Annotated in this window: 22 protein-coding genes; 6 read left to right on the forward strand and 16 right to left on the reverse strand. The window is 38.8% G+C overall.

Annotated features, from left to right (window positions below):
* Positions 1 to 5: 5 nt before the first annotated feature.
* A complete protein-coding gene (gene hisC / locus K333_RS0104560) occupies positions 6 to 1,040 on the forward strand; it encodes a histidinol-phosphate transaminase (protein WP_024989595.1) in 1,035 nt (344 codons plus the stop codon).
* On the opposite strand, the gene K333_RS0104565 is transcribed toward hisC, so the two are convergent.
* The 9 genes from K333_RS0104565 to K333_RS0104605 all read right to left on the reverse strand — a co-directional run bounded on the left by K333_RS0104565 (position 1,037) and on the right by K333_RS0104605 (position 10,514).
* A complete protein-coding gene (locus tag K333_RS0104565) occupies positions 1,037 to 2,176 on the reverse strand; it encodes a DUF6057 family protein (RefSeq protein WP_024989594.1) in 1,140 nt (379 codons plus the stop codon). The genes hisC and K333_RS0104565 overlap by 4 nt on opposite strands.
* Position 2,177: 1 nt before the next feature.
* Entirely contained in the window at positions 2,178 to 4,202 is a 2,025-nt protein-coding gene (locus K333_RS0104570) for an alpha amylase C-terminal domain-containing protein (RefSeq protein WP_024989593.1), read from the reverse strand.
* A gap of 24 nt (positions 4,203 to 4,226) precedes the next feature.
* Complete coding sequence (locus K333_RS13100) at positions 4,227 to 4,670, reverse strand: YhcH/YjgK/YiaL family protein (RefSeq protein WP_024989592.1); 444 nt, start codon at positions 4,668 to 4,670, stop codon at positions 4,227 to 4,229.
* A gap of 11 nt (positions 4,671 to 4,681) precedes the next feature.
* The gene (locus tag K333_RS0104580; protein ID WP_024989591.1) at positions 4,682 to 5,800 is read right to left on the reverse strand and encodes an MORN repeat-containing protein; all 1,119 of its coding nucleotides are present in this window, start codon (positions 5,798 to 5,800) and stop codon (positions 4,682 to 4,684) included.
* Between the two features lie 68 nt (positions 5,801 to 5,868).
* Entirely contained in the window at positions 5,869 to 6,429 is a 561-nt protein-coding gene (locus tag K333_RS11935) for a sigma-70 family RNA polymerase sigma factor (RefSeq protein ID WP_024989590.1), read from the reverse strand.
* Positions 6,430 to 6,541: 112 nt separating this feature from the next.
* The gene (gene tilS, locus K333_RS0104590) at positions 6,542 to 7,897 is read right to left on the reverse strand and encodes a tRNA lysidine(34) synthetase TilS (protein ID WP_024989589.1); all 1,356 of its coding nucleotides are present in this window, start codon (positions 7,895 to 7,897) and stop codon (positions 6,542 to 6,544) included.
* Positions 7,884 to 8,627 (reverse strand): 3-deoxy-manno-octulosonate cytidylyltransferase, encoded by a 744-nt coding sequence (gene kdsB, locus K333_RS0104595; RefSeq protein ID WP_024989588.1) that lies wholly within the window; start codon positions 8,625 to 8,627, stop codon positions 7,884 to 7,886. Before kdsB ends, tilS begins: the two co-directional genes overlap by 14 nt.
* Before the next feature lie 17 nt (positions 8,628 to 8,644).
* Entirely contained in the window at positions 8,645 to 9,829 is a 1,185-nt protein-coding gene (locus K333_RS0104600; RefSeq protein ID WP_024989587.1) for a class I SAM-dependent rRNA methyltransferase, read from the reverse strand.
* 7 nt (positions 9,830 to 9,836) lie between these two features.
* Positions 9,837 to 10,514, reverse strand: coding sequence for a 3'-5' exonuclease (locus K333_RS0104605; protein ID WP_024989586.1), 678 nt, complete (start codon positions 10,512 to 10,514; stop codon positions 9,837 to 9,839).
* Between the two features lie 108 nt (positions 10,515 to 10,622).
* On the opposite strand from K333_RS0104605, the gene K333_RS0104610 reads away from it, so the two are divergent.
* The 3 genes from K333_RS0104610 to K333_RS0104620 are packed head-to-tail and all read left to right on the forward strand — an operon-like array spanning position 10,623 to position 15,217.
* Positions 10,623 to 13,121 (forward strand): FtsK/SpoIIIE family DNA translocase, encoded by a 2,499-nt coding sequence (locus K333_RS0104610; RefSeq protein ID WP_024989585.1) that lies wholly within the window; start codon positions 10,623 to 10,625, stop codon positions 13,119 to 13,121.
* Position 13,122: 1 nt separating this feature from the next.
* Positions 13,123 to 13,725, forward strand: a complete 603-nt coding sequence (locus tag K333_RS0104615) for a LolA-like putative outer membrane lipoprotein chaperone (RefSeq protein ID WP_024989584.1) — start codon at positions 13,123 to 13,125, stop codon at positions 13,723 to 13,725.
* Positions 13,682 to 15,217: a DUF5687 family protein gene (locus K333_RS0104620; protein ID WP_024989583.1), complete on the forward strand. Its 1,536-nt coding sequence runs from the start codon at positions 13,682 to 13,684 to the stop codon at positions 15,215 to 15,217. Before K333_RS0104615 ends, K333_RS0104620 begins: the two co-directional genes overlap by 44 nt.
* Here the strand turns inward: K333_RS0104620 and K333_RS0104625 are convergent.
* From K333_RS0104625 to K333_RS0104635, 3 genes are read right to left on the reverse strand one after another with little or no spacing between them, the layout of a single operon-like run.
* Positions 15,187 to 15,774 (reverse strand): Maf-like protein, encoded by a 588-nt coding sequence (locus K333_RS0104625; RefSeq protein WP_036889070.1) that lies wholly within the window; start codon positions 15,772 to 15,774, stop codon positions 15,187 to 15,189. The genes K333_RS0104620 and K333_RS0104625 overlap by 31 nt on opposite strands.
* Positions 15,752 to 16,270, reverse strand: coding sequence for a KdsC family phosphatase (locus K333_RS0104630; protein WP_024989582.1), 519 nt, complete (start codon positions 16,268 to 16,270; stop codon positions 15,752 to 15,754). The genes K333_RS0104625 and K333_RS0104630 overlap by 23 nt, the downstream gene beginning before the upstream one ends.
* Positions 16,267 to 17,049, reverse strand: coding sequence for a Rossmann-like and DUF2520 domain-containing protein (locus tag K333_RS0104635; RefSeq protein WP_024989581.1), 783 nt, complete (start codon positions 17,047 to 17,049; stop codon positions 16,267 to 16,269). The genes K333_RS0104630 and K333_RS0104635 overlap by 4 nt, the downstream gene beginning before the upstream one ends.
* Positions 17,050 to 17,088: 39 nt before the next feature.
* Here K333_RS0104635 and K333_RS0104640 point away from each other — a divergent pair, with 39 nt between their 5' ends.
* Positions 17,089 to 18,066 (forward strand): GNAT family N-acetyltransferase, encoded by a 978-nt coding sequence (locus tag K333_RS0104640; protein ID WP_024989580.1) that lies wholly within the window; start codon positions 17,089 to 17,091, stop codon positions 18,064 to 18,066.
* A gap of 4 nt (positions 18,067 to 18,070) precedes the next feature.
* Here the strand turns inward: K333_RS0104640 and K333_RS0104645 are convergent, their stop codons facing one another.
* A complete protein-coding gene (locus K333_RS0104645) occupies positions 18,071 to 18,676 on the reverse strand; it encodes a TetR/AcrR family transcriptional regulator (protein ID WP_024989579.1) in 606 nt (201 codons plus the stop codon).
* 161 nt (positions 18,677 to 18,837) lie between these two features.
* On the opposite strand from K333_RS0104645, the gene K333_RS0104650 reads away from it, so the two are divergent.
* Positions 18,838 to 21,126, forward strand: a complete 2,289-nt coding sequence (locus K333_RS0104650) for an NADP-dependent malic enzyme (protein WP_027452391.1) — start codon at positions 18,838 to 18,840, stop codon at positions 21,124 to 21,126.
* 245 nt (positions 21,127 to 21,371) lie between these two features.
* Here the strand turns inward: K333_RS0104650 and K333_RS0104655 are convergent, their stop codons facing one another.
* From K333_RS0104655 to K333_RS0104670, 3 genes are all read right to left on the reverse strand, one after another.
* Complete coding sequence (locus tag K333_RS0104655) at positions 21,372 to 22,244, reverse strand: tRNA threonylcarbamoyladenosine dehydratase (protein ID WP_027452392.1); 873 nt, start codon at positions 22,242 to 22,244, stop codon at positions 21,372 to 21,374.
* 24 nt (positions 22,245 to 22,268) lie between these two features.
* Complete coding sequence (locus K333_RS0104660) at positions 22,269 to 23,609, reverse strand: MATE family efflux transporter (protein WP_024989577.1); 1,341 nt, start codon at positions 23,607 to 23,609, stop codon at positions 22,269 to 22,271.
* A gap of 647 nt (positions 23,610 to 24,256) precedes the next feature.
* Positions 24,257 to 25,816 carry an OmpP1/FadL family transporter gene (locus tag K333_RS0104670; protein WP_024989576.1) on the reverse strand — a complete coding sequence of 520 codons (1,560 nt, stop codon included), beginning with the start codon at positions 25,814 to 25,816 and terminating at the stop codon, positions 24,257 to 24,259.
* Between the last annotated feature and the right edge of the window lie 7 nt (positions 25,817 to 25,823).

Genomic DNA, 25,823 nt, shown 5'->3' on the forward strand with positions numbered 1-25,823 from the left:
TGCATATGAAAGAACTACAGGAATTATGTCGCAAAAATATATGGAATCTCGCCCCCTATTCATCAGCACGAAATGAATATTCCGGTCATGAGGCCCATATATTTCTGGATGCAAACGAGAATCCATATAATTCTCCATATAATAGATACCCAGATCCTTTACAACTTGAACTGAAGGCTGCATTGTGCAGAATTAAAGGTATTCCCAGTGAAAATATTTTCCTAGGAAACGGTTCCGACGAAGCTATAGATTTAGCTTACCGTATTTTCTGCAATCCTCATTTAGACAATGTCGTAGCAATAGAACCAACCTATGGAATGTATAAGGTATGTGCCGACATTAATGATATTGAGTATCGCCCAGTATTATTAGATGAAAATTTCCAATTTCAAGCCAATAAACTTCTTGCAGCTTGTGATGAGCATACCAAAATCGTTTGGATATGCTCACCAAATAATCCTACAGGAAATCTATTAAATAAAGAGGAGATCATCAAGACAATAGAACATTTCGATGGAATTGTGATATTAGATGAAGCCTATAGTGACTTTTCTAATGAGAAACCATTGCGCGGTTTGATACAGAAATATCAAAATTTGATAGTTCTCAACACAATGAGTAAGGCTTGGGGATGCGCTGCAATCCGTTTAGGAATGGCTTTCGCTTCTAAAGAAATTATAGATTTATATAATAAGGTGAAATACCCATACAATATTAATATCCTTACCCAAAAACAAGCTATGGAGATTCTAAAAGATCCATATCAAGTAGAGAAATGGGTAAATATCATCAAGCAAGAAAGAGCACATGTTATGGAAGCATTCCGTTCACTCCCTATATGTGAGAAGGTTTTCCGTACAGATTCAAATTTCTTCCTTGCCAAGATGAAAGATGCTCAAGCAATCTACAATTATCTGGTGAATACAGGTATTATCGTTAGAAACCGAGATAAAGTGAAATTATGTGGCAATTGCCTAAGAATCACTATTGGCAAGAAAAGCGAGAATGAAGAGCTACTTGCTGCACTCCGACAATATTAACAATATTGCCAGTAATACCAGTAAGTAGTTCCAAAAGTTTCTTTGATAGCATTTTTTCTTTCAGTAATATTCTTATATTTACGTTCAAGTGTTTGGTAATCAGCAAAGTCTGCGTCCATAACACTTGAATGATAAAGTACCTTAGGATTTACCCTATGATGTTTATAAAGTATAAGCGCTTCCCGATAATGTTTAGGCAAAGAACTGTCTAAAGAATAATATTTACCTACTTCAGCAACAAACTTATCCAATTTTTTATCCATCAATAATCCTACAAGATAATAATCATGGAGAGCAGGCTTATCCAAATGGTGCAATGTACAGAACTCGCAATAGTTTAAAGGACTAAGATATTGCTTGAATTCTTTTCCTAAATAAGCGTATAATTTACTCTTTGGATATAACAACATCTTAACAGATGATGCATTAGGTAATAACGATTCTGATCCACCAACAATAGGACTCTCAAAGAAAGATTCACCCAATTTGCCTTCCTTAGACAAGACAAATGCTTTTAGACAAGTTAAACTGCTATCAGTTTTATCTATATCAGAGATTACTTTATGAGCACCTTTCAAATCATCGTTAACAAGACAAACCTCAGCCCTAGCCCGTTGATGGAAGACCTTATCACTATTACAAATCAGAGACACTACTACAAACATGATTCCCATTTGCATAAGATTAATCCATAAGATCTTTGAACTATTACCAAAAGGATGAGTTTCAGGTTCATAAGGTTGGAACTGGATAGCAAAGAAGATCAGTATACCATATAATATTAATAGTAAAGGATATATAATCGTCCATGCACCAAAGCAGAACACTTCATTTACCTTCTGACTGACATCAGAAATAATCGCTAATGTCAATAATGCAGGGAAATAAACTAAAGCATGAGTTCTTTTCCTGAGTTTTGTGAGATGAAACATTCCCCATGAAAACAGCCCTAATACAATAGTTATAAGAAAAGCTCCAACCGTACGATTATAATGAGTCTGTCCCTTGGACAATTCATGTTGAGCAATAGTTAAAACATCTGCTTCATAATAGTAGAGAAAGCAGAATACAAAAACAATAAATGTAATAGCACAAATTATCATTGTGACAACTGTGCTATTCTTTGTATTACGCATGTCAATTCTTTTTTAAAACTAGAGCACTTCTAGCTGGTAAATATAATTTCAGCCATTCCTTATGCTGATCAACATATAAAGGATCATAATTTGTAAAATGAGTCATACTATCATCATTTAACCCATTTCCTCCATAAGATATATTATCAGTATCAAGAACGACATCATATGTTCCTGTCGGAACTAGAAATCCATAATCTGTAAAACTTCGAGACGGAGAGAAATTATACACAAAGAGTAAGTCTCCTCTCATATATGCTAATATCTGATCATTGTCATTATGCCATATTTCCTTTATTTCTGTTTTATTAAAATTACGTACATTTTTGATAACCTCCAACATATCTTTATCGAAATCACCTAAATAATGATAACATAAGTCATGGTTATCTACTAAATTCCATTGTCGACGTGCATATTTATGACTCCATCCATTTCCCTCACGAGGGAAATCAATCCATTCTGGATGTCCGAATTCGTTTCCCATAAAGTTCAGATATCCACCATTTATCGTTGTAGATGTTATTAGACGAATCATTTTATGCAACGCTATACCTCTATTAGCTCTATCATTTTGATCTCCTTTTTTAAAATGCCAATACATATCAGCATCTATTAGTCTAAATATTATAGTCTTATCACCAACTAATGCTTGATCATGACTTTCACAATAAGATATCGTCTTTTCATCACTTCTTCTATTTTTAACCTCCCAGAAGATACTGCTCGGCTTCCAATCTTCATCACGTTTCTCCTTGATCAACTTAATCCAGAAGTCAGGGATATTCATTGCCATACGATAATCGAATCCATATCCGTAGTTCTTAAAGGATGTTGCAAGTCCTGGCATACCACTAACCTCTTCTGCAATGGTTATAGCATTGGAATTTACCTCATGAATCAATTGGTTCGCCAAGGTAAGATAACAAATCGCATTATCATCCTCATGACCATTATAATAATCACTATAATCTACGAATGCCTCTCCTAATCCATGACTGTAATATAGCATAGATGTAACACCATCAAAACGAAATCCGTCAAAATGATACTCTTCCAACCAGTACTTGCAATTACTTAATAAGAAATGCATTACCTCATTCTTACCATAGTCGAAACATAAACTATCCCAAGCAGGATGCTCATGACGATCTCCAGGATAGAAATACTGGTTCGGATCACCAGCAAGATTTCCCAATCCCTCAACTTCATTTTTAACTGCATGAGAATGAACAATATCCATGATAACGGCAATTCCCTGTTGATGAGCTGCATCAATAAGTTCTTTCAATTCTTCGGGAGTACCAAATCGACTGGATGCAGCAAAGAAACTGCTTACATGATATCCAAAACTTCCATAATAAGGATGTTCCTGAATGGCCATAATCTGAATGGCATTATAGCCATCCTTTACGATTCTTGGTAAGACCAGGTCCTTGAATTCAGAATAAGTACCAACTTTCTCAGCATCCTGAGCCATACCAATATGGCATTCATAAATAAGTAATGGTGATGTGTTAGGTTTAAAGCTACGCTTTTTCCATACATATTTCTTCTCAGGATTCCAAACCTGAGCAGAGAAAATTTTGGTATCAGAATCTTGTACAACACGTTGTGCCCATGCAGGAATTCGTTCGCCTTCTCCTCCTTTCCAATGTACATACATCTTGTACAAATCGCCATGCTTTATTGCCTTTTCAGAAAGCTTTAATTCCCAATTTCCTGTATCTTTTATGCGTTTGCACTTAAACTTTTCTGATTCTTTCCAATCATTAAAGTCACCAACAAGATATATCTCAGTTGCATTCGGAGCCCATTCTCTAAATACCCATCCTCTATTTAATTTATGTAAACCATAATAGTTATGTCCATTCGCAAACTCGCTAAGAGACATTTTACCATGATTCGTCAACTGATCAATTTTCCAGAGCGCATGATCATGTCTGTTTCTTATAGTTTCTTCGAATGGTTCCAAATAGGGATCATTCTTTACTAACCCAATATGTTTTTCAATGGTTTTAGTCATTATATATTTCTCCTTTCTAAGTGATTAATATTTTACTTTAAATATTGCTTTATGTATTTCACCTTCTCCAATACAAGGTGCATGCCCATCCTGTGGAAAGAACATAACGAACTGACCTGGCTTTACTTTCAAATAAAACTGAGGAGTACGACCTGGCACTTTAGCAATATCATTCTCTACATTAAATTCCACTTCAGGCAATCCTTTAACCGGAGAGTATCCATATGTTTCTTCCGCATTTATTGGAATCTGGATATCAATCATCTTTCTATGATATTCCAACACAGCCTCAGATATCGATTTTCCTTTTACATTTTCGATATTGACAAAAACATCAGTATCTTTGATTAGAGTTCTCCCCTTCTCCAGGTTCTCCAAATTATTATTTTTCAAGAATTCCGCAACTATCTTAAAAGATGGATTTAACGAAATATATGCTTCCAAATTTTCTATGCTATCAACAATCATGATTTTTATTATTAATCTTCAAATCTTTTCCCATTTTCGTAATATCCTTTTGTGGTAATTACGCCATTTCTATCTTTTTCGATGAATTTGCCATCACGATGATCATCTTTATAAGTACCTTCAAATCTTTTTCCTTCACGATTTTCTTCTATTGCAGGACCATTTCTTTTTCCGTCCTTGTAAGTACCCTTGAATTTATCACCATTCGAAAAATGAATAATTACTTCACCCTCGACATGACCATTAAGGAAATCTCCGTCAAAGATATCTCCACTTTTCTTAATCAACTTTCCATGACCATTCTGCAAGTCATTTTTCCAACTTCCTATGTATTGGTCACCATTTTTCCAAACAAAGGTACCTTCGCCATCTTTAAAACCCTCATTAAAGTGACCAGTATACTTATCACCATTGGCATAAGTAAAGATTCCTTCACCTGTACGTTCACCCTGCACATAGTCACCCTCGTATTTATCACCATTCTGGAATTTATAAATTCCTTTTCCGTTCTGGATATCTTCCAACCAGTCACCGATATAGACATCGCCATCGGAATACTTAAAAGTACCCTTTCCTGAGCGCTGATTATTTACCCACATTCCATCGTATGTCGTACCATCGCCCCAATTGAAGAAACCTTTTCCGTTTTTCATGTCTTCGCTCCACTGTCCACGATAATATGCACCATTTGAGAAGATATAGGTACCTTTTCCCTGTCTCTTATCCATATACCAGTCTCCATCATACTTATCACCATTGTAATAATACATGACGCCATGGCCTTGTTGATAATCACGGAACCATAATCCTACATACTTATTATTATTCTGAAAGTAGAATGTGCCTTTACCATGCTGCTGGTCCAGTACCCATTCTCCTTCATATTTTTCGCCATCACTAAAGGTGTATACGCCATAGCCATGGCGCTTACCTTTCAGGTACTCACCTTCATAGGTATCACCATTTTTGTATCTGGTGCTACCCTTTCCATTTGGCTTACCTTTGAACATCTGTCCTTTGTATTGTCCACCATCATGTGTAGAACAACTTCCTAGTGTTATACTTTGAGCTGACAAATGGACAGGTATACTTAAAAGTAAAAAAAGGAAAAATCTATTTGTTAATCTCATAGTTCTATCTTCATAATCAAATACAAAGATACAAAATTATTACGATAAATGAAACGCTTTAAGATTTTTTACAACAAAGGAAGTAGAATCGATGCACGAGAAAGTTTCCTTAAAGCTTTATCCCTTACCTGTCTTACTCGTTCGCGCTTCATACCATACATTTCTCCACATTCTTTCATCGAAACCTTATTTCTGCCAATACCATATACACAACTGATTACAAGTTGTTCACGCTCATCTAAAACAGCCATCATCTTTTGCAGATCTTCAAGATTTGCACTATTCAGGAGTTGATTGTCTGCATGTTCTGAATTAGGGTCTTCCAGCACATGAAGAAGATTTATCGTGTTCTTACTTCCCTTAGGGATTGGTTCATCAACAGACAGTTTTGTACCATTAATCTTCTTCAAAACTGTTTCGATGCTTTCTTTGACAAACGGTGTTGCATAAGAAACAAAGCGAGTTCCTTTTGATTCATCAAAAGTACCGGCAGCTTTAATCAGACCATAATTTCCTTCTGAAATCAAGTCGTCCAACTCTAACCCGCGCCCGATATATTGTTTAGCGATATTGACCACATAACCAATATTCTCAGACACTAACTTATCTATTGTTCTTTTATCATTCATAATAACATCGTTTTATTAATGCAAATATATAAAAGAAGAATGACTTAACAAAATAATTAGAGTATTCTTTTTGTCTTTATTTCTTATGAAGTTAACTTCGTATTTCAACGCATTAGACGAGATGTACATCTAATACAGATTTTGTATCTTTATTAACCTTGTATCTGTCCGCTATACGATGGCCTACCAACCAGATGATTTGATCTTCCTTATCGGTCAACACCAATTGTCTCCGCTTATCGAAAAGAGATACTTTGCGATCTGTCAGATAGTCACTTACGAGTTTACTCCCTTTCATTCCAAAAGGAACAAAACGGTCACTATTCTTTATTGGACGAATTATTAAAGGCCAAGATAAATGACTAAAATCTATCGTAATATGATCATTTTCTTTAGCTAAGTTAAAGTCAGACTCTATATTTAAGACAGAGAATTTAAACTTATGGCCATTATAGACATATGTTCCTCCTTCGGGAATCTTTATCGGATTTAAAACCGTATGCTCAATAGGTTCTATTAACAATACATCCCGATCAATCAAAACTTCATGCGTTTTAGAATACCAGATTCTGCCAATTACATTTTGCTGTATATTTCTTAACACCTCCTCGGATACGATACTGTTGAACCCGAACTCCTTCAGAATATGATAAAGAAGTAATTGAGGCTTTGGGAAACCCAATATTGACTTAAAACCGACAGAACCATAACTTTGGCTTCCCTTCCGAAGCAACCCGATATCATCCCGATGCGATATATAGTCCTCTATGAATCCTTCCGCTATTTGATAAACATCATCAAGATATGTACTTGTCTTGAAAATATTATCTTTAACGCGAGGATTGATCTGCTCTAGTAAAGGGATAATATTCAATCTGATTTTATTACGAACGACATCATCAATAAGATTTGTACGATCAATAACAAATTCTTGGTTTAATGTTGAGAGATATTCTTCTATCTCAGAACGGTTTACGCCCAATAATGGTCTAATAATATTTCCATTCTTAGGTAGAATTCCCCTTAATCCTTTTATGCCAGTTCCACGTATCAGATTTATGATAATTGTCTCTACAGAATCCTCTTGGTGATGAGCAACGCAAATAGCGTCAGCATTCAGATCCTTTCTCAAAGACTCAAAATATGAATAACGCAGATTTCGCGCAGCCATTTCTATACTTACATGATGTAATTCTGAATAGCTCTTGGTGTCGAAATGAACATGATGAAAAGGAATGTTTTCCGACATACATAGCTGTTCACAGAACTTCTCATCTCTTATAGACTCTTCACCTCTTAGATGAAAATTACAATGACAGGCTTCGACTCTATAACCGAGTTTCTTAAGAACTAATAATAAAGATACACTATCAGCTCCCCCCGATAATGCAACTAAATACAGAGCATTTTTCTCCATCAAAGAAAAACGCTCTATATACTTTTCTATTTTATCTTCAAATCTGAGCATGAAGAAATTCCTCCGCTCTTTTTAAGTCTTCTGGAGTATCAATGCCTACGGTTTCAACGTCTGTTAAACCAACTTTTATCTTATAGCCATTCTGCAGCCATCTTAATTGTTCCAAACTTTCGGCTATTTCCAAACTACTTTGTGGCAGTTGGGTAATTTCCTTCAGAACCTCTTTTCTATAGGCATAGATTCCTAAATGCTTCAGGAATGTATAATTCTCCAGCCATTTTTCTTCTTCCTCATTTCTGATAAATGGGATGACACTTCTTGAGAAATACATAGCAAAGCCGTTGTTGTCCAAGACAATCTTCGGAGAATTTGGATTCTTCAAAGCCTCTATAGAAGTAAAAGGCTTACCCAAAGTAGCGATCTGAGTAGACGCATCATCAAAACATTTGCAGACGGTCTTAATCTGAGACTCCTGAATGAAAGGTTCATCTCCCTGAATATTCACGATAACATCCCAGTCGCCTTCAATCTTTGTTATTGCCTCTTCTATTCTATCTGTACCACTCTTATGATCAGTTCTTGTCATCACAACATTTCCGCCAAATGACTTTACACAATCATATATTCGTTGGTCATCTGTAGCAACATACGCATCTTCGAGAACGTTGCAAACCTGTTCGTATACTCTTTGTATAACAGGTTTTCCACCCAAAATGGCTAGGGGCTTACCCGGAAATCTACTAGATGAATATCTAGCAGGAATTATACCAATAAATTTCATTATCTAAGTGATATTAATTATTCAACATACAGAACAAGTCCTTTCAGATATTCTCCCTCTGGATGATAGATATTGATCGGATGGTCTGCCGGCTGATGTAACTGATGCAGGATTCTTACCTTACGATGTGCCTGTGCTGCAGCTGTAAATACGGCAGCGCGGAACTGATCTTTGTTGACAGCCTGAGAGCAACTGAAAGTAAACAGAATTCCGCCACGCTTTATTGACTGAAAACCTTTCATGTTCAGTCTTGTATATCCCTTTAATGCATTTCTCAAAACGGAACGGTGCTTTGCAAATGCAGGAGGATCCAGAATGACGAGATCGTATTTGTCATCATTCGCATCAAGATATTTGAAAGCATCCTCACAGAATGCCTCATGACGCTTATCGCCAGGGAAATTGAGTTCTATGTTTTGATTTACCAATTCGACAGCTTTGGCAGAACTATCTACAGAGTGAACTAATTTTGCTCCTCCACGCATAGAATAAACCGAGAAACCACCAGTATAGCAGAACATATTAAGTACGCTCTTACCCTTTGAGTATTTCTCAAGCAGAGAACGGTTATCTCTTTGATCTACAAAGAATCCCGTCTTCTGACCTCTTAACCAGTCAATATGGAATTTCAGTCCATTTTCTATTGCGATATTATCAGCATCCTGACCATACAGGAAACCACTTTCTTCTTCCAGATCGGCCTTATATGGAAGAGTTGTCTCACTCTTATAATAGACATTCTCGATTCTGCCATCCATCACTTCAATCAAAGCCTGACAAATCTCGTTTCTATTCAGATGCATACCTACAGAATGAGCCTGCATCACAGCTGTTTTTCCATAACAGTCGATTACCAATCCTGGTAAGTTGTCAGCTTCTCCATGGCACAAACGATAAGTATTATTATTGTCATTATCTGCAATACCAATTGATATGCGCATCTTCAAAGCAGACTCCAATCTACTTCTCCAGTAATCATGGTCAATAACAATATCACGGAAGCTCAATACTCTTACTGCAATCGAACCTATCTGATAATGTCCAACTGCAATAAACTCACCACCTGCTGTGATGACTCTTACAATTTCGCCTTCCTGGATATCATCATCTAGGTGATGAATCGCTCCAGAAAAAATCCAAGGATGAAAACGCTTCAGAGATTCCTCCTTACCACGCTTAAGATATACATTCTTATATGACATTTTATATTTATTTTTCGGAATTGTTTTCTTCGGGATTTGCTATATTATTATTCGAGACGTTTTCAGGTTCTGGCATGACAATCAATTCATAATCGCCTGTGGTCTCAAGTCTTTTGATTTCCTCATACAGGTTGATACAAGTCCACGCATCAGTAGCCGCATACATTTTCTGGGATTCCTTGAGGATATCAGCAGCCCAGTTCGTCAACCTCTGCGTCTTAGATATCTTCATACCGAAAATATTTGCATATATCTTCTGCAAACTCAAATCCTTGACACCTATCCTATTTACCATATCCTGAATATCAATAAACCATCCCGGAACGAACTGTTCTCTTTTAGACAGTCCTAAGATATCATCATGCCAAGATAGTCCAATCTTAGGAATTGTGGTATCTTCCAAGAACCTCTTTATTGCTGCCGTTATACCAATTAGGTTTAGACGGAACAAAAAGCATGTATCTTTGGAACTTACCTGTAATAGAGACACCTTGAATTGCTGTCCTTTCTTAAAAGAAGGACGAGTTTCCGTATCTACGCCTAAAATATCACACGACAATAAATATTCCACGGCTTTCTCAGCCTCTTCTTCCGTTGTTATCGTTATGATTCTACCGGGGAAAGAAACTTTCGGTAAAGTAGAGATCTTACGTTTATCAAACCTACTATATATTATTTTCTTCATGCGTTTATACCTAACAATTTGCAAAATTAAAAAAAAGTTACGAAAACATGGGCAAGATTCGAAGTTTTTCATTAATTTTGCAGTTAATTCAAATAGAAAGACATAAGTATGGCAAAAAAGAAGACAGCTCGCAAACCTAAGACACTAAGTGAAGCAGTTGGATTTCAAAATATATTCAATAGTGAGAAGACAGATTTCTTTCTCGGCGTGTTAACCATTGTGTTAGCGGTGTATTTTATCATAGCAATGATATCATACTTCAACACAGGATGTACCGACCAAAGTATTTTGGAGGATATGCGTCCTGGAGAGTGGATGAATACGAATCAAGAATTCGCAAACTACTGTGGATCTGTCGGTGCTATTATCTCGTATTTCTTTATTGCACAGAATTTCGGTATACCAGCATTTTTCATACCGATATATATGATACTTGCTGCACTTAAATTGATGAAAGCCTATACCATAAATCTATGGAAATGGTTCTTCGGTATGATGCTTACCATGATTTGGTGCTCTGTGACCTTTGCCAAATTTCTATCTCCGATATTAGGAGATCAGGTCTATAATGCTGGTGGAAATCATGGACTTTATATTGTTCAAACGCTTGAGAATCTTATTGGTCCTCCTGGACTTACCTTGGTTCTGCTGGTAACGGCCTTGGCTTTTCTTACTTATCTCACATCAGAAACGATTACTATCGTTCGTAAATTATTAAACCCTATTGGTTATATCAGCAATAAGGTTAAATTTACCATTACCACGCATCATGATAATGACAAAGATCCTATCTACGAGGAACCAAACGAATCTATAGAGCCTGAGGAAGCTAAGGATTTCAATGATCCAGAACCATCTCCTGTCATTGACCTTGATGAATTGGAGAAACATTCTACGGAGGATGAGGGTGGTAAGGTTGCTGATAAAAATAATAACGCGGTACCATCCTTACTCCAGACTCAGAGAGAAGCTCGCCTCAAGGCATTGGAAGAGACTAGTAAGAATATCGGAATGCAAGTTTCTGTAGCCGGAGAAACTGATAAGGCAACAGGAAATACCGTCAGCGACGAAGAGGTTCTGAAGACTCCGATCAATCCAAGAGAACCTTTTACAAGATATAAATTCCCTACTCTTAATCTTCTTAAGCGATATGAAGAAGATGATGTACCTTATATCGATGAGCAGGAACAAATTGCAAATAAGAACAGAATTATTGAAGTTTTAGGAAACTTTGGTGTCCAGATCAAGACGATAAAGGCAACGGTCGGTCCTACCATTACTTTATACGAGATACAACCTGCTGAAGGTGTAAGAATCTCAAAGATCAAGAATCTGGAGGATGATATCGCCCTAAGTCTTGCAGCCTTAGGTATTCGTATCATTGCCCCTATTCCAGGAAAAGGAACTATCGGTATAGAGGTTCCTAATGCCAAACCGAGAATAGTAAGTATGGAGAGTATCCTGAATTCTAAGAAATTCCAGGAGACAAAGATGGAACTTCCTATCGCTTTGGGTAAGACTATCACCAATGAGGTCTTCATGGTTGACTTGGCCAAGATTCCTCACCTTCTTGTTGCAGGTGCCACCGGCCAAGGTAAGTCTGTCGGTTTGAATGCGATTATCACATCTCTTCTATACAAGAAGCATCCTAATGAACTCAAGTTTGTTTTAATAGACCCTAAGAAAGTTGAGTTCTCTGTATACACTAAGATTGCGCCACATTTCATGGCTGTAGTCGACGAAGATGATGAACCAATCATTACAGATGTTACAAAGGTGGTAAGAACCTTGAACTCATTATGTAAGTTAATGGATTCGCGTTACGATATGTTGAAACTTGCTGGTGCAAGAAATATCAAAGAATATAATGCGAAGTTTGTTAATCATCGTCTGGATCTGACAAAAGGCCATGATTTCATGCCTTATATCGTAGTTATCATCGATGAGTTTGGTGACTTAATCATGACGGCAGGTAAAGAGATTGAATTACCAATTGCACGTATCGCCCAGTTGGCCAGAGCTGTTGGTATACACATGGTTATCGCTACACAGCGACCAACGACAAGCATTATCACAGGTAACATCAAGGCCAACTTCCCTGGTAGAATTGCATTCAAGGTTAGTGCCGGTATCGATAGTAAGACTATTCTCGACAGGACAGGAGCACAACAACTCATTGGACGTGGTGATATGCTATATCTTAATGGCAACGAGCCTGTACGTGTACAATGCGCATTTGTTGATACACCAGAAGTAGAAAGAATTAATGAATATATCGCAGACCAACCAGGTCCAGTAGCACCATTAGAGCTTCCGGAACCTACAGAAAATGATGGAGGCTCTGAAAATGGTTCAGGTGGCGGATTCGACACACGCAGTATGGATCCATACTTTGAAGAGGCCGCTCATGCTATCGTATTATCACAATCTGGTAGTACTAGTATGATTCAGCGTCGCTTCTCTATCGGATACAATCGTGCCGGTCGACTTATGGACCAACTTGAAGCTGCAGGAATTGTTGGAGCTGCCCAAGGAAGTAAACCGCGTGAAGTGTTGGTTGCTGACGAAAATCAGTTAAATGCGCTGATCGCACAATTACATGGATAATATGAAAAAGTATTTATTATTAATCATGTTTGCAGTTGCGGGGCTTTCGACTTATGCACAAACTGCAACCCAGATCTTAGACAAGACGGCGTCTGTTATCGGACGCAAAGGAGGAGCTTCGGCTAATTTTAAAATCTCATCATCTAAGTTTGGTTCTACTTCAGGCTCTATAGCGATTAAGGGTAATAAATTTACGGCCCACACCCCTCAGGCTATTGTATGGTTTGATGGGAAGACGCAATGGAGCTATATGAAGAAGACGCAGGAAGTAAATATTACTAATCCTGATCAGGCTAAACAGATGTCAATGAACCCATATACTTTCATTAACATTTACAAGACAGGATATCGTACAAGTATCACGTCTAAGTCTGGTTCCAACTACACGATCCGCTTATATGCTAACAATCAGAAACGTACCGTCCAGGAGATGTATATTACAATCAACAAGAAGACATACATCCCTTCTCAGGTAAAGATGCGTCAAGGAAATAGTTGGAGCACAATCAACGTAAGTAATTTCAGAGCTAAGAATCAACCAAATTCAATATTTACATTCAATGCTAAAGATTGCCCTCAAGCAGAGGTTATCGATTTACGCTGATTTAAGAAAGCAACGTCGACTAGCCACTAAAAGAAGTCTATTTTACGGTAAGAATAAAGCTGCTAAGATTGGTATCTATATTTTAGGTACCATCTTGGCTGCATATTTACTTATAGGAGCAATATCAATTGCTCTTGCCATAAAGAAGGATCCGAACCCTTCTGCTGAAATTCTGTCGCTTTGGCCATTTATCTTCGCTATTGATTTCTTCATTAGGTTTATTGGTCAACAAACACCGGCTCAGATGATCAAGCCCTACATTCTTCTCCCCATACCAAGGAAAGTATGTATTGAGAGCTTTCTGATAAGTTCGATCTTTACAGAAGGCAATTTCATCTGGCATTTATTCTTTGTGCCATTAGCGATAATGTCTGTGTTTCCGACAGAGGGCTTTCTTACCTCTATTTTGTTTTTAGTGATTTATCAAATCATTATCTGGATATCATCACAGTTGTATCTACTTTCGCGTACAAGAATCAATGATCATCTGTTATGGTGGTGTATACCATTAGTAATATTTACTATTATTGCCCTACCTATTTATTACGACGGTACGATAAATATCGGCAGACTATTTGACTTTTACAAAAATCAGGCTGACAATATCACAAAGGGTAGCCTTCTATATGTAGTAATTATGCCTGCCATTCTTGTTGCCTTGTTCTTCATAAACAGAAAAGAACAGGAACAACATGTCATGGCAGAACTTTCAAAGAAGCAGACTACTACATCTATCAAGAGCGTAAGCAGTTTTAGTTTCTTCGATCGCTTTGGAAAGATTGGCGAATATATGAAATTAGATATCAAACTTATGCTGAGGAACAAGCATCCTCGCAAAATGCTGGTATTCACGATATCTTATGTCGTTATCATTTGTGGATTCTATACATTTATCATGGACGACGAAGGAGGTATGCCCAACACCATCAATTCCAACTTATGGTGCATGATATCATTCCTTATGATCGGAACAAGTTTTGCCCAACGCATTATGTGTTATGAAGGAAACTATATCGACTTTCTGATGATACACAAGGATGACATATATTCACTTCTTTGTGCCAAATACTATATCTATATCTTGCTCACCATATTTCCTCTGATATTCTCTGTATTAGCAATTCTCCTTGGAAAATGGAATATTCTAATGGTATTAGCATATTTCATATATACAATTGGACCACTATATATCATCGTCCTTCATGCAGCAATCTTCAACGAACAAGCAATTCCACTTGATGCCAAAATCATAACACATACCAATACAGATTTCAATTATGTGATGATGCTGATGACTATTTGCATCATGGCTATTCCTGTTATTATCATAAGTTTGTTTACCCTGATATTTACAGAAAACGTGGCATATCTTGTAATGATTGCTTTATGTACTCCTGTTCTTCTCACCCACAGATGGTGGATAAGAAGAATATACTCAGCGATGATGAAAAAGAAATATCATCACTTGGAGAGTTTCAGAAGTTCACGATAAATTCGCTGAACAGGAAGTCCCATAACGTTATAATAACTTCCTTCAAGACCGGTGCATCCGATATATCCAATCCATTCCTGGATACCGTATGCACCGGCTTTATCGAATGGCTTGTATGTTGTAATATAATAATCTATTTCATCATCAGTCAACTCTTTGAACGACACATGAGTTGTAACCGAGAAATGAACTTGCTCCTTTAATGTTGTAATACAAACGCCTGTAGTAACCTGATGCGACTTGTTGCTCAGTTTTCTCAACATTCTTCGTGCATCTTCTGCATCATGAGGTTTTCCCATGATTTCGTCCTCACAGATTACAACAGTATCAGCCGTAATGACAACATCGTTCTCCCCTATCAAACTCTTATAGGCGTCTGCCTTTTTCTGAGAGATATACTCAGAAACTTCCATTGCCGGTAAGTCCTTAGGATATGATTCATCAATATCAGGCAAAACCTTTACCTCAAAATCCAAATCCAAACCAGCAAGCAACTCTCTTCTTCTTGGAGAATTACTTGCCAGAATCACATGTTTACCATCCAAAAGCTTTTGCATCACTCAACCATTTTTCTTGTGTTCTCAATACCTGTTCTATAATGTCTCTTCCACATCCCATTCCACCGGCTCTATCACTAATATACAAGGATATAGACTTTATATCCGGGCAAGCATCAGCCGGGCAACACGGACATCCACATTGCTTCATCACCTCATAATCAGGAATATCATCACCTACATATATAATCTCATCATCTTTAAGATTATATTTCTCCAGAAAACTCCGATAAGTTTTAATCTTTACAGCGGCCTTCATGTAGATATCCTCTACTCCTAGTCCCTCATATCTCTTTCGGATAGCATTCGTGTTGGCACCTGTCAGAATAGCAATTCTCAGTCCCATTTTCTGTGCGAGTTGAATAGCATATCCGTCTTTAATATTTACCGTACGCAAAGGCTCTCCTTCGCTGGATAGAGTTATAGTCTCACACGACAACACTCCATCTACGTCAAAGATGATAGCCTTGATTTTCTTTAAGTCGTAATTTATCATTTCTCTTTCAATTTACTTAAATGATGGATACTTTTAGACATCTTCTCATAAATATCTCTTAATTCTATATTGTCATTCAATAGTTGAGCCTGTCTATGGATAACATTCTCGTCATATCTTACAGCCGGTCCTGTCTGTGCATCTACAGGATCCATCACATGTACTTTACCTGCAGTTTCGTCAATTAATGGTAGCATAACATCAAACGGAATATTATGCTTCTTCAGAATCTCATGAGACAAAGCATAACAATGATTGACAAAATTACAGGCAAAGACAGCCGAGAGATGCAAATACTTCCGATCGTCTGTCGACATATTGAAGATGCGGCCGGAGATGGAACCAGCAAGTTCTTCGATCATAGCTTTCGATTCATTGTCGTTTGATTCCAAGAAACATGGAATAGACGAAAAGTCCACCCTTTTCTCTTTCGAAAAGCTCTGCATAGGATACAAGACCCCATAATGCTTCGCTTTGTCCTTAAAAATATCCATAGGCATAGACCCTGCCGTATGAATGAACACCTTATCTTCTACAAGGTTGCTTATCTGAGATATCAAATCCGCCAACACACTATCCTTTACAGAGAAGATATAAGCATCAGCATCTTTGCGAACAGAAGCAATCTGATTGGTTGGTTCTGCTTGAACTTGACTAGCCAGCATCTTCGCCGACTCCATCGTTCTACTATAAACCTGTAATATTTTATGTCCAGCCACAAAGAGTGAATATCCTAAATTTGTGGCCAAATTACCTGCACCAATTAAAATTATTTTCATATTGCTGCAAAGTTAATATATTTTTGCTATATTTGCAATATGTGTACTGCTAATATAAGAATAATTGACAGAAGTGAAGATTTGCCGGAAATGAAATCCTACAATTTCTTCCATAGTCCTGAGTTATTCAGAATTATTGAACAAACTCCAGGCAATTATCCTTATATGGTAATAGCAACAGACGATAAAGGAGAGGTCATCGCACATATGTTTGCAACACTCCGTCGCCGCGGTAGTTGGCTTCCTCCTTATTTATATACGCAAAGTAGGGTTTACGGAGAAGGTGAATACGAAGATTTGAATCACAAAGAAGAGCTGTTTGGGATGATGCTAAAGGCTCTGACCCACAAGCTAGACCGGTCACTATGTCTGTTTATAGAGTTCTCTGATATTAGTGAAAAAATGTTCGGCTATCAGCATTTTCGCAGTAACGGGTTCTTTCCTTTATTATGGCAGGAAATCCACAACTCTCTGCATAGTAAGAGACCAGAAGAGCGCTTGAGCCGACATACCCAGAATATCATAAAGAAATCCTATAAATCTGGTGTGATAACACGAGAGGCCGAAACGAAAGAAGAAATCAGAAACTTCTATAGACTGTTACGAGGATTCTACCGAATGAAGTTACGCCGTCTAATACCACCATACCAACAATTTCTGAAACTCAGTAAGACCGGTAAGGCCAAGATTCTACTTACAATCTATAAAAATAAGATTATCGGAGGATGTGCCTGTATCTATAGCGAGAATAACGCATACCTTTGGTATCTCGCATCCAAGGCGAAATCACACCCTACCCTCCATCCTAAGACTCTTACAGTCTGGTATGCTATTCAATATGCCTATGAACATCAATACGCCCACATCTCATTTATGGACGTTGGACTACCATGGAAGAAGAATCCATTTCGTAGTTTCATATTAAGTTTCGGAGGAAAACCCGTTGCCAAATACAGATGGTTTCATTTCTCTATCCCATTCATCAATCGAATCTTGTCATGGTTCTATAGCGAATAGAAACTCAAAGCAACCGATCCAGCAACTCCAATCCCTTCTGGGTACACATTCCACGCACCAATACTAAAATATAATTTCTAAAAAGAGAGTCAACCGTCATTCTGTCGAACTGGTTATCATTTCTCATATTAGCCAAGGTGTAGTCTATCACACTTAATGAAACACGGAAATTCAAATCATTCTTAAAATAACCATCTTTCACGCCATTTTCAAAAAATGTAATTCCATCATTGTGTCGTTCCTCATGTTTTTTCTTTAAATACTCCGTAACCTTAACATAAGAGTGAAGTTCCTTAAAGAATACAGGATTAACTTTTAAAGACTTAGCCACCTGACGATTATAGAACTCTACAATCGTCTCTATTGCATTATGAGTCTCATAATAACTTTTTAAAGAAAGGTTTTCTTTTTGAATTTGATTCTTGACAACTGAAAACAGCAAAGATTCCTTATCTTTATAAATCTCATAGATCGTTCTCTTTGAAATTCTCAAGGTCTGAGCCAAATCATTCATCTTTACAGCTTTAACTCCCTTCTTTATAAACTCATTTGTTGCTAATACTCGAATATCGTTTTTAACCTGTTCTAAATGCTCCGGATCTCTATACATATAAACAAAATAATTGTTTTCGTTACAAAGATACAAAAAAAAATAAAAACATGTTTTCAATTAAATTGTTTTTTCTTATCTTTGCACAAAGATATAGGTTTTGTGCAGAATATTGCATACTTCCGATATAAATATGATAAACTAATAAACCAAAAAATAATATGGTAAAAATATCTAAAGAGGCTGCTCTCGCCTATCATGAGAATGGCCGACCAGGAAAAATCGAAGTTAAACCTACTAAGGCTTATCGAACACAAACTGACTTAAGTTTAGCTTATTCGCCAGGTGTGGCTTATCCATGTCTCGAAATTCAGAATAATCCTGATGATGTATACAAATATACCGACAAAGGTAACCTTGTAGCTGTTATCAGTAATGGTACAGCAGTTCTTGGACTAGGTGATATTGGCGCGATGAGCGGCAAACCTGTGATGGAAGGTAAAGGATTATTGTTTAAGATATATGGTGGTATCGATGTCTTCGATATCGAAGTCGCCGAAAAAGATCCAGAGAAATTCTGCGAAGCTGTCGAGAAGATCGCGCCTTCTTTTGGTGGTATCAACCTTGAGGATATCAAAGCTCCTCAATGTTTCTACATCGAAGATCGTCTGAAGAAAACTCTCGACATTCCGGTCATGCACGATGACCAACATGGTACAGCCATCATATCTGCAGCAGGTCTGAAAAATGCCCTCGAGGTTGCAGGAAAGAAAATTGAAGATGCCAAGATTGTCGTAAATGGTGCCGGTGCTGCTGCCATTAGTTGTACCAAACTTTATTGTGCCCTTGGAGCGCAAACCAAAAATATCGTGATGCTCGATTCCAAGGGAGTTATCACAAGCGACCGAGAGAATCTTACCGAGCAGAAAAAGCTCTTTGCTACCGATCGTCGTGATGTTCACACTCTCGAGGAAGCCATCAAGGGAGCAGATGTCTTCGTAGGCCTGAGCAAAGGAAATGTTCTTTCTCAGGATATGGTTCGTTCTATGGCAGACAATCCTATCGTATTCGCACTCGCCAATCCTGTTCCTGAAATTAGCTACGAGGATGCCATGGCAAGTCGTCCTGATGTATTGATGTCTACCGGTCGTAGCGACTATCCTAACCAGATAAATAATGTAATCGGTTTCCCTTATATCTTCCGTGGTGCCCTTGATGTTCACGCCAAGGCTATCAACGAAGAGATGAAGATGGCTGCTGTCAAGGCCATTGCCGAACTGGCCAAGCAACCTGTTCCTGAAGTCGTCAATCAGGTATATCATGTAACCGATCTGAGCTTCGGTCCTAAATATTTCATTCCAAAACCTGTAGATCCTCGACTGATTACTGAGGTTAGTGCTGCCGTGGCTAAAGCTGCCATGGAGAGTGGCGTAGCCCGTACTCCTATCACCGACTGGAACGCTTACAAGCAGCATCTCAAGGAATTGCTCGGACAAGAGACGAAACTTACACGAAAACTCCACGACACAGCTCGTCTGCATCCACAACGCGTAGTTTTCGCTGAGGGTGGACACCCTACAATGATGAAAGCTGCCGTTCAGGCTAAGCAGGAAGGTTTCTGTGAGCCTATCCTACTTGGTAACCCAGATCGATTGAATCGTGTGGCAAATCGACTAAAACTCGACCTGAGCGATGTTGAGATTATTGATATGCGTGCCGATAAGGAACAAGGAAGACGCGCTACTTATGCCAAGCATTTGGCTGAAAAGCGTGCCCGCCAGGGATATACCTTCGAGGAGGCATACGATAAGATGTATGAGCGCAACTATTTCGGTATGTCAATGGTAGAGAATGGAGATGCTGATGCGTTCATCACCGGCCTTTATACTAAATATAGTAATACCATCAAGGTGGCCAAGGAGGTTGTAGGCATACGCGAAGGCTTTAAGACCTTCGGCACGATGCATATTCTGAACACTCAAAAGGGAACCTTCTATATTGCCGATACACTTATCAACCGCCATCCCGACAGCAATATACTTGTGGATGTCGCAAAATTAGCAGCCAATACTGTGAAGTTCTTCAACGAAGACCCAGTAATCGCTATGCTCAGCTATTCTAACTTTGGTACTGATGAAGTAGGTTCTCCTGTCAAGGTACACGAGGCTGTAGAGGAATTACAGAAAGAATACCCTAACCTCCCTATCGATGGTGAGATGCAGGTGAACTTTGCCCTCAACAAGGAGTTGCGTGATGACAAATATCCATTCTCACGCCTCAAGGGTAAGGATGTCAACACATTGGTATTCCCTAACCTGAATAGTGCCAACGCAGCCTATAAGTTGCTCCAGGCTCTTGATCCTGACTCTGAAATCATAGGCCCTATCCAGATGGGATTGAACAAACCTATCCACTTCACAGACTTCGAGAGTTCTGTTGCAGACGTTGTCAACATCACAGCTGTAGCTGTTATTGATGCATACGTGGAGAAACTGAAGCAAAATAAATAATATAGCCACATCAGTTGATCATTCATAAATGAAATCCCTGAACGAAGATTTTCGCTCAGGGATTTATTTTTTCGTGCTACACTTCATGATAGAATATAGAAATATGAGAAATACTTCTCAAAGAGATGATTGCCTGAATGCAGTTAACTTCATCGACTTACGAAGTTAACTTTATCAACTTACGCAATTAACTTCGTGAGCTCATGCGAATAGGTATGTAGGGCTACGAAGTTAACTGAATAAACCTATTTTTCTTCCTTTGGATTCGTATCTACGAGCGAACCGATAACGATTCCTGTTATCGCCATACCGAAAATGGCGGTAATATGGCATAGAGAACCGTTGATCTGCGCCTTTGAAGAACACCATTCATGCTCTACCAACTTTTGGTCGCCAGGAGCATCAAAAACGGCTGTTCCTTTCTCTCGGTCACCACTCAGAAGTTTAGCTTTCGGACACATACAGGCAGATGTCCCGCATGAATGGTTCACGCCCATGTTCCGCATCGGTTTCTCCTCGCTATACACGCAATAGAACTTCCTGCCGGGATGCTTACCTTGTTTCTTGAACTTCTTGCGTAATGCTCTGGCCAGAGGATCGCCTTTCACCTTCCAGAACTCAGCCTTGCGCACTTGGAAGGGGTCTATTCTTAGCGCAGCACCCATCGATGACACGAAAAGGATGTGCTTGGGCAGACTGGTTGCGCGAAGGATTAAATCAGCTTTCTCGCTTAATGAGTCGATTGCATCTACGATGACGTCATAATCTTCCATGTGAAAAGAGTCTGCGCTCTCCGGTTCATAGATTTTCTGCAAAGCCTCTACCTCTGCCTTCGGATTGATTTCCAACAAACGTTCTTTTAGGGCTTCTACCTTTACCTGTCCAACAGTCTTACTTGTGGCCATCAACTGTCTGTTACAATTGGTCACACATACTCGGTCGGAGTCTACGATGGTTATCTTCCTAATACCACTACGTACTAGACTCTCTGCACACCATGATCCCACGCCTCCTAATCCGAAGATAAGAACTCGTGCTTCATTGATTCTGTTCAGATTTTCCTCCCCTAGGAGAAGTTCGGTACGTCTTTGCATACCGCGTTCCATTCCTGATATCATATTTATTTTTATCTACTTTCTTACTTATGCTTTCACAAATCCTTTGGTCTGCCATTTCAAGGAGCGCCATCGTCTCTTCAGGATGATGCCTCGGATGTTCTCGTCGAGCGCGAATCCTACCCACATTCCGATGAGACCGTATCCTAAAGGTATTCCGATAATATAGCTCAATCCTACCGCAATGCTCCATTGGAAGATGATGCCGACAATCACAGGATATACGGCATCTCCTGTGGCTCGTAGGGTTCCGCATGCAAAAATATTAGACACGCGACCATATTCCAGGAACAAATCTACCACCAACACCCAAAATCCCATAGAGATAATCTCGGGATTATTCGTAAGTAGACTAAGAATCGACTTACCGAATATGGCAAGGACCATGGATGCCGACAAAGTCACGACCAAAGCCCGTCGATAAAAATAGTTGCCTAACACAAAGGCTGCCCGATGTCGCAAACGGCCTACAAGATGTCCCACTAGAATATCTCCGGCCTGCGTGATGCTTACACAAAACAAATAGGTGAACATGATCATATTCACGCAATAGGTCCGGGCTGCCAAGGCTTCGTTACCTATGCGATTGATGAAATATGTGATCGCTACCTGTGAGAGACAGTATGATAGTTCCTCGCTCATGGCCGGTATGCCGATATGAAGTAGGTTTCTAAATTCACTCCATGGGAATGGACGGAAATATTTCATCGGGAACTTCCGTATATGCACTCGGAAGTGGATGATGCATAGCAACAGCATGGCCACTCCTCTGCTTATAGCCGTAGAGAGGGCTGCTCCTTCCACTCCTAACTGTGGGAATCCAAATTTTCCAAAGATCAATACGTAGTTGCCGATAATATTCAGAATGTTTACGATTCCCGTTACCGACATGGGATAGATTACTTTGCCGGCGCTACGCAACGAGGCTGAGAACGTGAGCGACAAGGCCTGGAAAAAAGACATCGAACCTGTAATCTTAATATATACCAATCCGTCCCCCATAAGCTCCGGTCGTAATCCCATAAAACGCAGAATTGGCTCTGCCATCAGATAAAGTGCTACGCTCACACTCGCTCCTACAAGCAAGTTGACTATCAAGGCTACGCCCACGACCTGAACAAGTCGTTTTTCCAGTCGTCCGCCAATATATTGTGCACAAAGGATAGCTGCGCCCATGGAGAAAAACTGATATACAAGGAAAATAAGTGACATCAACTGGTTGTCCAGTCCTACCGCAGCCACGCTATTATCGCTATATCTACTCAACATTACGGTATCTACAGCTCCGAGAAGCATCACGAGTGCGATCTCGATAAATACGGGTAATGTTAACTTTCTGAGTTGACCCTTTAAACTTTGTGTCGACATATGATTATCCCCAATCTATTTAATCCTATTTTAAGGCTGCAAAGTTACCACAAAATTCTGACTTCCCGAAAAGAATAGAAATATAATTTCTATTTATGCTTGTTTTTATATTCTTTTGAGCTGTTGCTCTTATGTTCTTCCTATGCTTTCTTTCTGTATTTTTTGTGTTCTTCCTATATTGTTCTCCCTTGTCCTGTCATCTACCCAAATTGCTTGGCACAACCAAATCATCTATCAAGAACGCAATTGATAGTAAGGAAATATCGTAGGAATCAATAATGAGCCATAACTACGGTATCGACAAAGTTGATGCTTAAAAATAAAGACAAAAAAAATAGGACTAGCCTCACGACCCGCCCTATCTCACATACTTACTAAAACTAAATTAACCACTAAAAAAACTAATCTTATTAAAGTTATTGACTTTAATCTATTCCAAGCTAAGAGGCTTCTTTACCTCTGTAGCATTTGCAAAGATAAGTATAATTCCAATATACTCCAAACATTTTTGAAAGTTTTTTCGATTTACAGCCAAACTTTTCTCGTTTTTTGACAATATAAAGAATTCGTAGATAAAAATATGGGGGACTCGCCATTTCCGGCAAATCCCCCATACCGCAATACACATCTTTTTTTTTTACTTCTTATTACAATTTAAATCCTAATGTTAGCAGAAGTTGATTGCGATCTACATCTACTTTTGTTGCATGAGACACATTACTTTCATATTCCTTATCACTATAATATGCCATGAACGGATAATACTCACCCGAAGTTGATGACAGTTGATAAGCCAAATCGATAAAGAATTTCTTAACGCTATAACCGACACCAAGGGTCACACGATTGGTTGACTTCCAATTGGTATAGTCTGTAGATGTAGCATATAGAGCGCCTGGAGAGTCGATACTACCATCGCGGAAACCATCCATCTTATAGGCTCCTGTCATCAGATTATATCCGGCACGAAGGGCCAAACTGCTGAATGGTTTATACTCTACACCAAGTTTAAGGGTGTGAACGCCTCGCAATACTTGTTTCGTATTTTCCTTCATGGCACGATCAGAATAGCTATTCTCTACATAGTCGCCATAATAATTGATATAGCCATCGCCCTTGATGCGATTGTCAAGCCATGAATAGTCGCTATATTCATAGGTAGCGCCCAAAGCCAAACTTTGTCCGATGGTATGACCCAAAGAGATACCAAACTTTGCTGGTGTGTTCAGACAGAAGTCGTAATCGGCTTTCTGACCATGTTCTGCTTTTTTATCTCCTCCAACCATCGTGAGGTCTGTTGCCGAACTCATGGTGAGGTCATAGAATACCGGAGAATTGAAATATACACCAATACGGAAAGGTGAATATTCTATCGGACGGAATATAGCGCCCACCTTGACATCATAACCTTGACCATCGATGGATAACGATTCCCATGTGGTTGCAGAATTGTTTTGCTCCAAAGCTTCAGCATAGATGGAGTTGTTGCGATAGTTTACGTCATGGATGCCTACGGTAGCTCCGAGATAGATGCGATCGTTAAGGTTGCCACTAAAGTTCAAACTATATTCGCCTATGTATCCTTTGGCATATTGACCGGTAAGGAAATAATCTCCTCCGAGATAATCCATAAAACCTTGATCATTCTTTGCCATACATTCTGCATAGTTGGCATCTACTCCATTCCAAGGAAGTTGATATTCGTTCTCCTTCTTGGTCACATTATAATTATATTTAATAGCGGTAAGTCTATTCTGCGAAGCGCCTCCAAGGTTGTTAGCGGCTGTTAGGATCTGGTCGAAGTTGCGACTCTTGCGATAGTTGAAACCGATATTGAGGAAAGAACGGCGATTGGCAGCCGGCATCGTCCACACGATACCGATCTGGTCGAAACTCAAATTGGTCTTCTTACCATTAAAGTTGATTTCGCTATGGTTGTACCTCACCTTGTTATCGGCACCCGTCTGGAATAATAATCCACCAGAAAGGGAAACCTGAGAATTACGGAACAAGCCAATACCGGCTGGGTTCGTACTCATCGTAGAGATATCTGCACCCAAAGCCTCCATGGCTCCACCCATACCGACATATCGGGCCGTACCATTCAAGTCGTTCTCTATCAGTTTTGCCGACTGATATGTATCTTGTGCTGATGCTGGCAACATCTGCATAGCTAATGCTGCCAGAAAAATATAATTCTTTTTCATTGGAATA

The sequence above is a fragment of the Segatella albensis DSM 11370 = JCM 12258 genome (assembly GCF_000426565.1).
In the GTDB taxonomy this organism is placed as follows: domain Bacteria; phylum Bacteroidota; class Bacteroidia; order Bacteroidales; family Bacteroidaceae; genus Prevotella; species Prevotella albensis.